10 protein-coding genes and 1 pseudogene are annotated in these 13,703 nt (G+C 53.7%); 4 read left to right on the forward strand and 7 right to left on the reverse strand.

Annotated features, from left to right (window positions below):
- Positions 1-25: 25 nt before the first annotated feature.
- Positions 26-643, reverse strand: a complete 618-nt coding sequence (gmk, locus tag AAE514_RS02825; RefSeq protein ID WP_347329990.1) for a guanylate kinase — start codon at positions 641-643, stop codon at positions 26-28.
- A 146-nt stretch (positions 644-789) separates the two neighbouring features.
- Here gmk and AAE514_RS02830 point away from each other — a divergent pair, with 146 nt between their 5' ends.
- A complete protein-coding gene (locus AAE514_RS02830; protein ID WP_347329991.1) occupies positions 790-1,017 on the forward strand; it encodes a hypothetical protein in 228 nt (75 codons plus the stop codon).
- Between the two features lies 1 nt (position 1,018).
- On the opposite strand, the gene AAE514_RS02835 is transcribed toward AAE514_RS02830, so the two are convergent.
- The 6 genes and pseudogenes from AAE514_RS02835 to AAE514_RS02860 all read right to left on the reverse strand — a co-directional run bounded on the left by AAE514_RS02835 (position 1,019) and on the right by AAE514_RS02860 (position 7,962).
- A complete protein-coding gene (locus AAE514_RS02835; RefSeq protein ID WP_347329992.1) occupies positions 1,019-2,206 on the reverse strand; it encodes an alginate export family protein in 1,188 nt (395 codons plus the stop codon).
- Positions 2,207-2,278: 72 nt separating this feature from the next.
- Entirely contained in the window at positions 2,279-3,130 is an 852-nt protein-coding gene (locus tag AAE514_RS02840; protein ID WP_347329993.1) for an ABC transporter ATP-binding protein, read from the reverse strand.
- A 31-nt stretch (positions 3,131-3,161) separates the two neighbouring features.
- Positions 3,162-4,145, reverse strand: a pseudogene (locus AAE514_RS02845) (ABC transporter permease).
- A 99-nt stretch (positions 4,146-4,244) separates the two neighbouring features.
- Entirely contained in the window at positions 4,245-5,564 is a 1,320-nt protein-coding gene (locus tag AAE514_RS02850) for a CmpA/NrtA family ABC transporter substrate-binding protein (RefSeq protein WP_347330016.1), read from the reverse strand.
- A 567-nt stretch (positions 5,565-6,131) separates the two neighbouring features.
- The gene (gene cynS / locus AAE514_RS02855) at positions 6,132-6,572 is read right to left on the reverse strand and encodes a cyanase (protein ID WP_347329994.1); all 441 of its coding nucleotides are present in this window, start codon (positions 6,570-6,572) and stop codon (positions 6,132-6,134) included.
- Positions 6,573-6,858: 286 nt separating this feature from the next.
- The gene (locus AAE514_RS02860) at positions 6,859-7,962 is read right to left on the reverse strand and encodes a sulfite exporter TauE/SafE family protein (RefSeq protein WP_347329995.1); all 1,104 of its coding nucleotides are present in this window, start codon (positions 7,960-7,962) and stop codon (positions 6,859-6,861) included.
- 664 nt (positions 7,963-8,626) lie between these two features.
- Between AAE514_RS02860 and AAE514_RS02865 the strand changes: the two genes are divergently transcribed.
- The 3 genes from AAE514_RS02865 to AAE514_RS02875 all read left to right on the forward strand — a co-directional run bounded on the left by AAE514_RS02865 (position 8,627) and on the right by AAE514_RS02875 (position 13,700).
- Positions 8,627-11,737 carry a TonB-dependent receptor gene (locus AAE514_RS02865; RefSeq protein WP_347329996.1) on the forward strand — a complete coding sequence of 1,037 codons (3,111 nt, stop codon included), beginning with the start codon at positions 8,627-8,629 and terminating at the stop codon, positions 11,735-11,737.
- A gap of 147 nt (positions 11,738-11,884) precedes the next feature.
- Positions 11,885-12,640 (forward strand): SapC family protein, encoded by a 756-nt coding sequence (locus AAE514_RS02870; protein WP_347329997.1) that lies wholly within the window; start codon positions 11,885-11,887, stop codon positions 12,638-12,640.
- Positions 12,641-12,680: 40 nt separating this feature from the next.
- Positions 12,681-13,700 carry a cupin-like domain-containing protein gene (locus AAE514_RS02875; RefSeq protein ID WP_347329998.1) on the forward strand — a complete coding sequence of 340 codons (1,020 nt, stop codon included), beginning with the start codon at positions 12,681-12,683 and terminating at the stop codon, positions 13,698-13,700.
- Positions 13,701-13,703 lie beyond the last annotated feature (3 nt).

The following is a 13,703-nucleotide window of genomic DNA, read 5'->3' on the forward strand; positions in this document are numbered from 1 at the left end:
CCCAGCGTCAGTTCTAGAGCGGTATTTAGGCCAATAGTTCCCGCAGCATGGCGTCGTAGACCTGCTCTTGCCGGTCGCGCCTGAGGTGCTGGCTGGTAATCAATGCCTGAAATTGAGCCAGGGCGGTGGTGAAGTCGTCATTGACGATCAGGTAATCCGTTTCCCGGTAGTGGGAAATTTCGCTGATGGCCTCGTTCATGCGGGCTTCAATGACCTCGCTCCGGTCCTGCCCGCGGCCGGTCAGGCGCTGGCGCAGAGCGGCCAGTGACGGGGGTAAAATGAACAGGCTGACGGTATCGGGCAGCAGCTTGCGTACTTGCCGGGCGCCCTGCCAGTCGATTTCGAGAATCACGTCCATGCCTTGGGTCAGCGTTTGCTCCACCCAATGGCGGGAGGTGCCGTAGAGGTTGTTAAACACTTGGGCGTGTTCGAGAAAGGCGCCCTCCTCAAGCATCGCCTCAAAGCGGGCGTGGTCCACAAAGTGATAGTTGACTCCGTCAACTTCTCCGGGCCGCATGGGACGGGTGGTATGGGAGACGGACACACAGACTTCGGGGTTCGACTCTACCAGGGCGTTTACCAGGCTGGTTTTACCGGCGCCCGAGGGGGCGGAGACGGTGTAGAGAATGCCTTTGCTGGTCATGGGGTGCTCTTCGTTTTAGGGTGCGGCCTGCGGGAGCAAGGGCACAAACAGGACTTTGACGCTAAAAAAAGGCATTATGACACAGCTTTTGCCTGGCTTCATGGTCAGAAAAGTGCAAACAACGGTATTCCCCGATGAGGTGGCGAGTGACCCAAGGCATAACCCAAAAAGCGGCAGCGGAACGCCTCAACAGTAGCGAGGACTTTGTTCGCCGGATGATTCAGAAAGGCCGGTTGGTGCCGGATGAGGAGGGGCGCCTCGACCCGGAGCGGGTGGAGGATTTGGCCCGGCTCCTCGACCGACTCCGTGCCAATGGGGTCGGCACGGTGATCGGTTTGATTGGCGAGGAGCTCGGACCAGAGGATCGGCACTAGCTTAGAACGTCATGGCCGCCATCAGCCACAGTTTACGGGTATCGGTGGCGTAGTCATCGGCGCTGTAGTCGGCGTACTTGAAGGTTAGCCCCACGGGGCCAACCTTGGTGCCGGCCACCAAGCCCAGTTCGTTGCCGTAGTCCATATCGCCTTCGTTGGCGCTGAGGCTGTGGTAGACCACCGTCAGGTTCACCGGGCCCACGGGGTGGCCGGCACTGACGTAGAGGTCTTCAACCCCGGTGGCGGGGGTGCCGAGAAACTTATCGGTCCAGCCCTGAAAGGCATGCAGCGTCGCCAGGGAGGTGGTGAAGGCAGCGTTGCCATCGTCCGAGCCCAGCACTTCGTAGCCCAGCTTGAACTTGAATTTCTGAACGCCGGCGACGCCTTCGGCCAACATATAATCGGCGGAGTAGTCCATTGGGTTGTCGCCCGCATCGGTCTGGCTGGCGTACTCGAGGTTATAGCCCAGGCTTTCGCTCAGTTTGCCTTCCCAGCGCAGCCCAAAGGTATCACTGGAGAAAACCTGCGCCGTTTTGTTTTCAATCAGGTAACCGTAGCCCACCAGCTTGCCGGCACCGAGGCCGCTGAAGCTGGCGTTGAGCAGATGGGTTTCGTGGTTGTGGTCACCGGCGGGCGAGCCTTCCCCGAAAATACGGTTAACGTTGTGAACATAGGCATAAAAGAGGTCGATGTTTTCCAGGCTTTTGTTGGTCAGTGATAAGGCGTCGAACGTTTGTTCGTTTTGACGCCATCCGACCCCGCCCACAAAGCGCTGGTTGTCCAGCAGGATACGCTGGCGTCCGTAGCGAGCTTTGGTGCCCCCCATTTGATAATTGACATAGACCTGGTTGACCTCAGTGCCTTCCGGATCGGCGATCACTGCGGTGTCGGTATTGATGCCAGTGCCGTCGTTGTAGTCCACATCAGTGAGGGCCGTGGTGTCGTCCATTTCCAGCAGGAAACTCATATTGTTGAAGGTGCCGGACTGAAACGTCAGTCGCGTTTTCTGAGTCAGCGCGCTGGAGGATTCCACGCCGTCCTGGTCGACATCTTCAAAGCGGGTGCGTAAATGCAGTTTGGTTTCGCTGTTTTCAAGCGCCTCGGTCAGGCTATCCGCCGCCAGCGCGGGTGCGGCCGATAGCGTTGTCAGAGCGATACAAGCCGCGAGGGGGCGAAGGGTTTGGGTCATGCTAAATGTCTCCGTAACAATGGATCAAACAGTCAAAGAATGTATTTTGAGGCGGGGCGGAACCCCGCCTGTTTAGCCGGTAATTTTAAGCTTTTGGGCCCAGGATTTACGGGGCTTTCGTTTCGCGTCGATGGACTCGACCTTCTTCTGTTTTTCGTACAGAAAGCGTAGCACGGCGCTGCGGCACTCGTTGTACTCGCGGCTGTCCACCAGCTCCAGGCGCTCCCGGGGGCGGGCCAGGTTAACGGGTAGGATTTCGCCGATAGTGGCGGCCGGCCCGTTGGTCATCATGACGATGCGGTCCGAGAGCAGCACGGCTTCGTCCACATCGTGGGTGATCATGATCACGGTATTGCCCAGCTCGTTTTGGATGTCCATCAGCGAGTCCTGCAAATGGGCGCGGGTTAACGCGTCCAAAGCCCCAAAGGGCTCATCCATCAGCAGTACTTGAGGCTCCATGGCCAGCGCCCGGGCAATGCCCACGCGCTGCTTCATACCGCCGGAAATTTCCTGGGGCTTTTTGTGCATGGCGTGGGTCATTTGCACCAGCGCCAAGTTATGTTCGATCCACTCGCGCATTTCAGCGCGGCTTTTGGTGCGTTTGAACACTTGTTTAACGGCCAGCTCGACATTTTGGTAGGCGGTGAGCCAGGGTAACAGCGAGTGGTTCTGAAACACCACGGCGCGCTCGGGCCCGGGCTGGTCCACCTCCTTGCCGTTAAGCACCACGCCGCCAGCCGTCGCTTGGTAGAGCCCGGCAATGATATTCAGTACGGTGGATTTGCCGCAGCCAGAGTGGCCAATCAGTGAGACGAATTCGCCTTTACCGATTTTTAGGTTGACGTCGTTCAGCGCGCAAAAGGGGCCTTTGGGGGTGGGAAATTCAATCCCCACTTGGGTGAGTTCGAGGTGGGTTTGTGACATTGTCTACTCCTTCTCTCAATTCGGTGGGTGCTTAGCGAACCACGGCGGATCTGTCCCAATTGATCCAGCTCTGCAGGAATAGCAGGGCTCGATCGAGAAGGAAGCCAATAAAACCAATCATTAATACCGCCACGCAGATGCGACCCAGAGAGTCGGAGGAGCCGTTCTGAAACTCGTCCCAGACAAACTTCCCCAACCCAGGATTTTGCGCGAGCATCTCGGCGGCAATCAATACCATCCAAGCGATACCCAAAGAGAGGCGTAGCCCCGTAAACATCATGGGTATGGCGGACGGTAAAACAATGGTTTTTACATGGCTCAGTCAGTTCAGGCGCAGTACCCGGCTGACGTTCTGCAAATCGCTGTTGACACTGGCGGTACCCACGGCGGTGTTGACCATGGTTGGCCAAATGCTGCAAAGGGCGACGGTTACTACCGAGGTTACAAAGGATTTGGCGAACATTGGGTCATCAGTTACGTACACCGCGCTTACGACCATGGTCACCAAGGGCAGCCATGCCAGTGGCGAAACCGGCTTCAGAATCTGAATGATGGGGTTCAGTGCCCGGTAGGCGGTATTGCTTAAGCCGATGACGATACCCAATGGGATCGCGATTGCCGTGGCCAGGAAAAACCCGGTCATGACCGTGCCCAAACTCGTCCAGATTTGGTCGAAGAAAGTGGGGCGACGGTTGTACTCACGAAAGCGCAGTTCGGCGTTGGGGTTCTGAGCGAGCTTGCGCTCGTGGCGTTTCTCCTGCCGCTCGTAGAAAGCGGCGGCTCGGGCGTTTTCTGCCTGGTGCTCGTCCGCCAGGTTGTTCCATTGTTCATACACGTCCTGGGGGCCCGGGAAGGTACCCAATGAGGTGTCTACCTGTCCGGCTCCCCAGTGCCAGAGGCCCAAAAACAGAACAAGGCCAACGAGGGGGATGGTCACGGCCCGGACGATTCGGCCGATTTGGAATCCTTCCAGGTCCCAGTTCAGCTTGTGTTTAACGATGGTGGCGGGGTTCATGGTGGCTTCTCCTATAACGCTGGGTTTGCCCAGCAAGAGCTTACGGTGACCGAGGGGCGACGCCGAAGCGTCGCCAAGCGCTGGTGCTACGCCGGGTCACTACAGTGTTTCGTCCGCCTTCAGCCCGATGTCCAGCTTGTCGAGATAGGCGTTGGGCTTGCGGCCGTCGTAGGTCATCTCGTCGAGAAATTCGGTTTGCGGCGGCTTGAAACCGGATTCGCTGGCAAAGTCGGGGAACTCATCGGAATCGGCGTAACCGTCTTCGATTAACGCCTTGGCGGCCTTCTCGTAGATGTCTGGGCGGTAAACCTGCTCGGCGGTATCGAAGTACCATTCATCGGGTTTGTGCTCGCTGATCTGACCCCAGCGCCGCATTTGGGTTAAATACCAGATGGCATCGGAATAATAGGGGTAAGTGGCGTTATAGCGAAAGAATACATTGAAGTCCGGCACCGACCGCGTGTCGCCCTTCTCGTATTCGAATGTGCCGGTCATGGAGTTGGCAATCACCTCTTCGTCCGCGCCGACGTAGTAAGGTTGCGATAGAATTTTCACGGCTTCGGGCCGGTTGGCGTTGTTATCGGCGTCGAGCCACTTGGCGGCGCGAATCAGGGCTTTGGTCAGGCGCACGGTGGTGTTGGGATATTTCTCGGCAAACTCTTTGGTAATGCCGAAGACTTTTTCCGGATTGTTTTTCCAGATTTCGTAATCGGTGATTACCGGTACGCCAATACCCTTGAAGACGGCCTGCTGATTCCAGGGCTCTCCCACGCAATAGCCGTGAATGGTACCTGCTTCGAGCGTTGAGGGCATTTGTGGCGGGGGGGTGACACTCAGCAGCGCTTCTGCCTGAAGCTGGCCGGAGGTGTCGCCCTTGTGCGGGGCATAGTAGCCCGGATGAATGCCGCCGGCGGCGAGCCAGTAGCGCAGTTCGTAGTTGTGTGTGGACACCGGAAAGACCATGCCCATTTTAAACTGTTCACTTTTCTCGTTGAGTTTTTTGATAACCGGCTTTAACGCATCGGCATGAATCGGGTGCTCCGGCATTCCATCCTCGCGCTTGGGAATGTGTTTCTCCATGGCTTTCCAAACCTCGTTGGAAACGGTGATGCCGTTGCCGTTCAGGTCCATGGAGAAAGGCGTAATAATGTCTGCCTTTGTGCCGTAGCCAATGGTGGCGGCCAGGGGCTGGCCCGCCAGCATATGGGCGCCGTCCAGCTCGCCGGTAATAACCCGATCCAGAAGCACCTTCCAATTGGCCTGAGCCTCAAGTTCGACGAACAGGCCCTCCTCCTCGAAATAGCCTTTCTCAAGCGCGATGGCCAGTGGTGCCATATCGGTGAGTTTGATAAACCCGAACTTCAGGTCTTCTTTTTCTGGGAGGCCAACCGCTGCGGTGTGCTGACTGGCCGCAATCATTAGGGCCGCCGTGGCAAAGCGTTTGCTAGCGGCGGTAGCTGCGGCGGCTCGACCCAACAAAGATCGACCGCCCGAGCATAGAGCGTGAATTAAAACGTGCATAGGGTACTCCTGGCGTATAACAGGCTTGGTTCAGTCAACGCGCTCCGGCTCGGTTCTTGTGCCCTGAAGTCAGCGTGACCATGGCTCGAATTGCGATCGCAAAATTCGGAAGTTATCTTTCCGTGTGCACACCATGAACTATTCAAACTCTGTGCCAATGGTGGAAAAAACGTACCAAAATTTTTATTTCCCCTCTTCAAGCGATTGTTGGGGCATTCTTGCACTGAAATGGGGTTGCAAATCTGGCATTGCTTTAAAATGGAACACACTCCGAATGAGTGTTTTGCCATATATTCGGCCATTTATCGTTCGGTTATGCTCGAAGATGAAACAAAAAGGGGAAGGCGCGTGAAGGGAGAAGGTGCTCGAAAAGGTAAGACGGCGTGTGCTTTTACTGGTGGGAAGAACTTACGTCGTCCTTGACGAGCGATAACAAATTGATTTGCTATGCCTTTGTTGATCGGCTTACCAGTGCTTATAAGGAAGGAACTTTCCATTCATGGTAATCACCACCCGGTCGCCCTTTGGGTTTTCTTCTTTGTCGATGTCCATGGTGAAGTCGATCGCGCTCATAATGCCGTCCCCGAATTTTTCGTGAATCAGTTCCTTCATCGTGCTCCCGTACACGCCGACCACTTCATACAGCCGGTAAATCAGTGGGTCCTGAGGGACGGCGGGCTCCCAGCTCTTGCAGGGAAAGGCCATCAAGGCTTCCTTGGCCCCCTCGGGTAGTTCGAGTAGCTTGCACAGGGCTTCGGCCTGGGGTTCCGGGGCGGAGTTCATCCCCAGGCAAACCGACGTGGTCCATACTGGGGACATATCGATTTGCGCGGCGATTTTTTCCCAGCTTAGGCCTTTGGCCTGCTTGGCGAGTACGGCGGTTTCTACCAGTTCGTGTTTTTTCATAATACATCTCCTAGTTCAAACATGATTAACCGATCCTCGCTCAGTAGAGAATCGAGAGAGGTCGCTCGAGCGATTTGAGCACGGAGATAGGGTGGTACTCGGGCTCGCGCCTCCGCTCGTATGAATACGCTTAGCAAGGAACGTGTAGCGAGGAACGTGCCAACACGAGCAATGGGAATTTGGGGAACGGGTTCTGGGGAGTGGGTTTAGCGGGCTGGGCGTGGCAGCATCTAGCCGCGCAGCCCACTAGGGTAGCCAGGGATGCTGCGAGCGTTTATATAGCCGCTTAAGCCCCCGGCGCTGAGGAGTCAGCGGTCTCGGTAATGGGAGTCTTGGGGTTGGGCGAGTTGGTCTCGGGTGCCGTCAGGTTGGGATGCGCCCGTTTGGCCGCCTCCACGTCCCTGACTAAAACGGCGCCCCAGGTTCTTAATTTTTCAAAGCCCAGCAGGCAAAGCATCAGCGCGGTCAGTGCGAGGGCGACTCCTGCGAATCCCAAGGTGGCGCGCTCGGCGTAGCAAGTCCAGACAAATTGCCCCACGCACAAAATTGCTACCACCAGGAGCGTGGGGCGCCGCCCAATTAGCTCGACAATGAAAACACCTAGCGGCGCGCCCAATATCACCACCGGCGCCGCGGCCAGCCAGTTTTCGTACACGCCTGGCTGCCAGCTTCCCAGGAGCGACTTGACCACCACGCCACACAACGAGGCAAACGCCATAATGAGCACGGAAGTCGGAATCGCAATCTTCAGGTCGGCACGGCACAGAAGCACCAACGCGGCGTAGATGACCATATCGATCCCCACCCCGGTCACCGAGACGGCAATGGCCCCCGAGGTCAGGCCAAGGAAAAAACCGACTTTGTGGTCCCAGTGTTCATCGAAATCGGTCATTCCCGTGTGCCCGGCAATTTCATTTAGCCGGTATAGGTGCAGAACACCAAAGCTTCCCCAGAGTACCGCAAAGGTGAGCTTGATCCACAAGTCCGGAATCAGGGGCGCAAACCACACAATGCCGATAGGGGTACCGATGAGGGCGCCTAGCATCGCGCCTTTTAGCAGCGGCCAAGCCAAAGGCTGGCGACGGGCAAGAATAAAGATGCCGGCACTGACCATGCCGATGGACTGGACGGCAAAGCTAAAGTCGCGCCCCAAGCTAGCGGGCAGATCGAAGAACAGCACCAGTACGGGAAACCCTACCGTGCCGCCGCCCATCGGCGTGGAGCCGGCCGCGTAACTGCCAATGGCCATGGCCAGCGCAATGGGCCAGTGTTCCTGGGCACTCGCCCAGGCGCCCTCGGCTTGAAGAAGAAACAGCCAGACACTATAAAAAAGGGCGACCCAGAGAAACCACACCCAGAGGTGCTTGCGGGGCCGGGGTTTGATGGACATTAATTACTTCCTCGCCCGGAGGGGGCTACCGTTTGGCTCTTATGGCGTCATTGTACCGGTATGAAGGAAGCCCTTGCCAATGAAACGGTTCTTAAGGGCTGGCAGCTCTAAATTGTCTGATTATAGTATTTCATTTGATGTGGGTAGTCGCCTCTATTTGTATTGCATAACGGCGTGTGGCCGTCTACGCTCTTACTGGCATATGTTGGTATATTTGGTTATATATTAGATGGTATTTCTAACTATCGCTTATTGACAAGGCGTAGGGTCGAGTGTAATAGTCTCGGCGACTAACCTTTATAGTCACACGTGCTTTTATGTGGATTTAGGCGGCAAAAGTAATGCTTTTTAGCTTATCTTGGCGGCAAATTTCTCATCCGAATGATTTGTGGCGGGGTTAATTCTGAAAAGTGAACGGTAGCTTATTGCCCGAAAAAACTGACACCGTTATGAAGAGCTTCAGTGGTCGGCCTTCGGCGTGTGGGAGCGTGACGAATAGCCGACAGGATCTAAATAAAAACAGTAAGGAGACCCCTTTTGGGCTCTGAGAACGGTAATAATCAACTAGAACACCGTACAACAGCTATTTTCGGATTGCTGATAAATGACTTGCGGTACCCCGAGTACCGACAATAATAACCTGGTCTCATTTAAGGAGAGTTCCATGAATCCCAATAGAAAGTATTTCCAAAAGCGCCTGATCGCTTCTGTTGTAGCGTCCTCGGCCCTCGCCGGTTTCAGCGGCGGCGCCTTTGCGCAGCAAGGTGAGCCGGTGCTGGAAGAAGTGGTTGTCACCGGTATCCGCAGCTCGCTGGAGCGGGCGATGGATATCAAACGCGATTCCGACGGCGTAGTTGACGCCATCTCCGCCGAAGACATCGGTAAGTTCCCCGATAGTAACTTGGCCGAATCCCTGCAGCGGATTACCGGTGTGTCGATTAAGCGCACTAACGGTGAAGGGTCGGAGATTACCGTGCGCGGTTTTGGCCCAGCCAACAATATGATCACCTTGAACGGTCGTACAATGCCTGGTGCCATCGCGTATGGCGGTTCCTCCGGCGCTGACGGTACGACTCGCGGTGGTAATACCCGTGCATTCGACTTCTCCAATCTGGCTGCGGAAGCTGTTAGTGGCGTAGAGGTCTACAAAACAGGTAAGGCGGATATTGCGACGGGCGGCATTGGCGCCACCGTTAATATCAAAACCAACCGTCCGCTCGATAATCCAGGCCTTCGAGCTTCTATTGGTGCGAAAGCTCTGCACGATACGACTAATCGTACTGGCGATGACGTAACGCCGGAATTGTCAGGCCTGATGAGCTGGACTGACGACTCAGACACTTTTGGTGTCTCGCTGAGTGCGAGCTATCAAGAGCGCCACTCAGGTTATACCGGTGCCACAGTCAACGAGTGGCACATGGGTGAGTGGGGCATCGACAACCTCTACAACCGTGATTTTGACGATCCGGTATTTGTCAATGAGCCGGAAGTAGGACAGCTGTATACCCGTCCTAACGATATTCGTTATGCCTTTTCGGATACTCAACGCGAGCGCACAAACGCTCAGCTGACCCTTCAGTTCGCCCCTACCGATGCCATTACCGGTACTGTGGATTACACCTTCGCTCAGCAAACCATCCAAGAGGAGCGGGGCGAGGTGACTAATTGGGTGCAGAACGGTACTTTTCTTGAGCGTGTCGAGTTCAATGACGCTGATGTAGCAACACCCATCTTTATCGCTGAGGACTATCGTGGCAGCGATGGCACAGGTATCCGTGATCAGGGGTACGAACAGCAGTTCCGTAACCAGGAGAACACGCTGGACTCCTTTGGTTTCAACGTTGAGTATCAAGTAAACGACAGCTTAAGTCTGGCGCTTGATGTCCACGACTCCTCCATGGAAAGTCTGCCTAACGGTCCGGGTTATACCGGCTCAATTTCTGTTGGTCTCGGCGCCCCCGTCAAGCGCGCCAAAACGCTGGACTACAGTGGGGACTTGCCGACTTATACCCATGAGTTGAACGACTGCACCCACGCGGATAACAATCCCGACAAAGAATTCGTAACCAATTGTAATGGTGAATTAGACGCGGGCGATGTTAGTTCTTCGGTGCTGCGTAACTGGTCCGCCGAGCAGACAAACGATATTACCCAGGTCAAACTTGACGGCGCTTGGGAGTTTGACAACGGTCGTTTTGATTTCGGTTTGGAAATGCGCGACATGAGCTCCAATACCAAACAGTACAATGGTTCGCAAAACCAGGTGCTGGGCGGCTGGGGTGTTGATAACCCAGGCGAGTTCCCCGAAGGCATGATCGAACCATTCGATGTAACGGGTGAGTTTGACGATTTTAATACGGGTAATTCTCCACACGTTGGGTTCCGTGCCAATGCGTATGAGCTGGCGAAACACTTGGTGGATGCTCCACAGTACGCCGACCAAGACCCCTACATCGGCATTCAGAATGATGGTCGTAACACGCTCAATGTGAATGACACCATTGACGAAGAAACTATGGCGGGTTACTTCCAGGTTAGCCTGGACGGGTCGCTCGGTGATATGGACACCAACCTCTTGTTTGGCTTGCGTTACGAGACCACTGACGTGACCTCGACTTCGCGTGTTACGCCGACCAGTTCTTTCCTCTGGGTCTCGGAAGACGATTTCTTCGCCCAAACGGCGTCCGAGAGCGTTCCTTTTTCTGCTGAGGGTGGCTACGACAACCTGCTGCCGAACCTGGACTTCCGCATCAACTTGACAGAGGATCTGGTTGGTCGCTTCTCCACCAGCAAAACCATCGCGCGCCCGTCTTTTGGCGATCTGTCCGCTTCGGTCGGTAACCTCGGCATTGGCGGGTCAACGCTTAATGGTGCTGTTCCCACGGCTGATGGTGCGAACCCCAGCTTGGCGCCGCTTGAGTCAACCAACTTCGATCTCTCGCTGGAATGGTACTATGACGACGCCAGCTATGCGTCGGCAGGTATCTTTGAAAAGCGTGTAATCAACTTTGTGGGCACGGGACAGACCACTAGTAACCACTTTGGTGTGCGGAATCAGACTGCCGGTCCGCGAGCCTTTGAAGCGATGGATGCACTTAACGATCTGGATGAGCCGATCGACGACTCGACGCTCTATACCATGATGGTTATTCTGGAGAACCCTGATCGTTTCCCTGGCGGAGCCAGTGAATACGATGGTACACCGGGTCAGGCTCAGGCTTTAGGCGAGGGTTGTGGCGAGGAATGTGACATCGCCCCCAACTCGGAGGATCCGTTGATGCAGTTCCGCACTAGCGTACCGGTCAACAATCGTGAGGCCAAAGTGTATGGTGCTGAGTTTGCGGTGCAACACTTCTTCGGTGACAGCGGTTTCGGTGCTCAGGCTAACTACACCTATGTGAATGGTGATGTGAAGCACGACGATTTGGCGAACCCGGACGAGGAACAATTCGCGTTGCTTGGCTTGAGCGATACGGCTAACGTAGTTTTGATGTATGAGGACTACGGCGTCCAAGCTCGTTTGGCTTACAACTGGCGCGACAAGTACCTCAATCGCACCAACTACAAAGCAGGTAATAACCCCGGTTACATTGAGACCTACCAGCAGCTGGATCTTAATGTTTCGTACGACGTTACCGACGATGTCCAGGTCTTTTTTGAAGGCATTAACTTGACCGGCGAAGATAACCGTGAGCATGCTCGCAATGAGAATATGCTTTGGTATCTGGAAGACTTGGGTCCACGCTATGCGGTGGGCGCTCGATACAGCTTCTAAAGCCTCACGTAGGTTGTAAGCTAAAAAAGGACCGCGATTTCGCGGTCCTTTTTTTTGTGGTATGGTAAAAATCATAAAGTGGCTCACAGCACCGTTTCCACTAAATTTTAACGCTCTATAAAAATAAATTGCAGTAAGGAATTAATTATGGCTCGTTTCGAGACTCTGGATAACATCAGCCATCAAGATGTCAAAATAAAACCGTATTTTTCGGAAGACCTTGGGGATAATGTCGCAAGCACTATAACTTTTATTACTGAATTCGCTGAAGTGCAGAAAGAATACCCTATTCTAATTCGCAAAGAGGCAGAGTCAGGCCTTTATCAGGCTGTAGCGCTTTTTGGTATTCAAAAAAATGAGAACTTGTTTCTGAGTAAGCCGGATCCCAAACGTCAAAAAAATCCCGGCTGGAATGGGAACTATATTCCGGCTGCTATAGCAAGGGGACCTTTTTCAATAGGTGTTCCCCGTCCGTCTGGCGACACGGGGCAGGAAAAAGGGGCGATGGTAAATATCGATATGGAAAGTCCCAAGGTCTCAAAGGAAGAGGGTTTGCCTCTGTTTTTAGAGCATGGTGGCAATAGCGCTTACTTGGAGCAGATCTCCTCAACACTGAACCTTATTAGAGATGGTATGCATCTGAACAAGCCTATGTTTGATGCCTATGTTAAATACTCGCTGCTGGATGACGTCACAATCAATATTGATTTGGATAACGGTGACCGTCATAAAATATCCGGGTTCTACACCATTAATACTGAAGCGCTTTCAGCGTTGAAGGGCGAGGCGTTAGAAGATTTGAACAAGAGCGGTTTTTTGCAGGCTGCTTATTTTATATTAGCTTCTCTTTCGAATGTTCGAAAGTTGATTAATATTAAGAACTCACAGTTAAGGGAAAGTTAATCAAGGAACTGTTGTAGCTCACTTAGATAATGGTGATTCTGTGGAAAATGTCAGTGTTATAGAATGCCATACGCCTGGCGAAGTTCCGGAAGAGCTGGAGCTAGGAAAAGCTCCTGTTGTTTTAAAAGGCTTGGTTAATGATTGGCCCATTGTGAAAGCCGCTGGTCAGTCAAACGCTTCAGGTGTGGCCTATCTGAAGCACTTTTATAATGGTCGGCCTACTATCGTATGTAAATTACACCCAGATAGAAAGGGGCGCCTCTTTTACAATGATGATTATACGCGGTTGGATTATGAAAGTTACAGGGGGCGTGTGGATGACACGCTTGACGCAATATATGAGCAAATAGGGGCTTCCCATCCTTTTGGATACTATATTGCGTCGAATGTCATCAAAACTCATTTTCCCGGAATGGATGTTGAAAACTCGTTAGCTCTTCCCAGAGCTGAGTCAGAGGAAGTAAGCGATGAAACAGTCAGTATTTGGATTGGAAATGCGACAACGGCAAGTTGCCATTACGATGCACTAGAAAATATAGCGTGCTGTGTTGCAGGCCGTCGTCGTTTTACTTTGTTTCCTCCTGATCAAGTCAACAACCTGTACCCTGGCCCACTCGAGCCTACCCCTGGCGGGCAGGTGATTAGCCTTGTTGATTTTAAAGACCCGGATTTCAACAGATTTCCAGGCTTCAGGGAGGCTCTGAATAACGCGCAGTATGCGGAGCTTGATCCGGGAGATGCTTTATATTTACCGAGCATGTGGTGGCACCATGTGGAAGGCTTAGAGCCTTTTAATTTGCTGATCAACTATTGGTGGACGGACGCCGCCAAGTATATGACCTCGGGGATGAATGCGCTTTATATGGCGATGCTGGGGATCCGTGATAAGCCAAAGCATGAGAGAGACGCTTGGAAGTGTTTATTTGACTACTATATTTTTGAGGGTCACGAGAAGGCCAGTGCACAACTGCCTGAAAAGGCCAGAGGCCTTCTTGAAAAAGTTGATGCTACAAGTGCCAGAAAGTTACGAGCGCTGCTCATTAACTCATTAAACCGGTAGCTA

Source organism: Marinimicrobium locisalis, from assembly GCF_039822625.1.
In the GTDB taxonomy this organism is placed as follows: domain Bacteria; phylum Pseudomonadota; class Gammaproteobacteria; order Pseudomonadales; family Cellvibrionaceae; genus Marinimicrobium; species Marinimicrobium locisalis.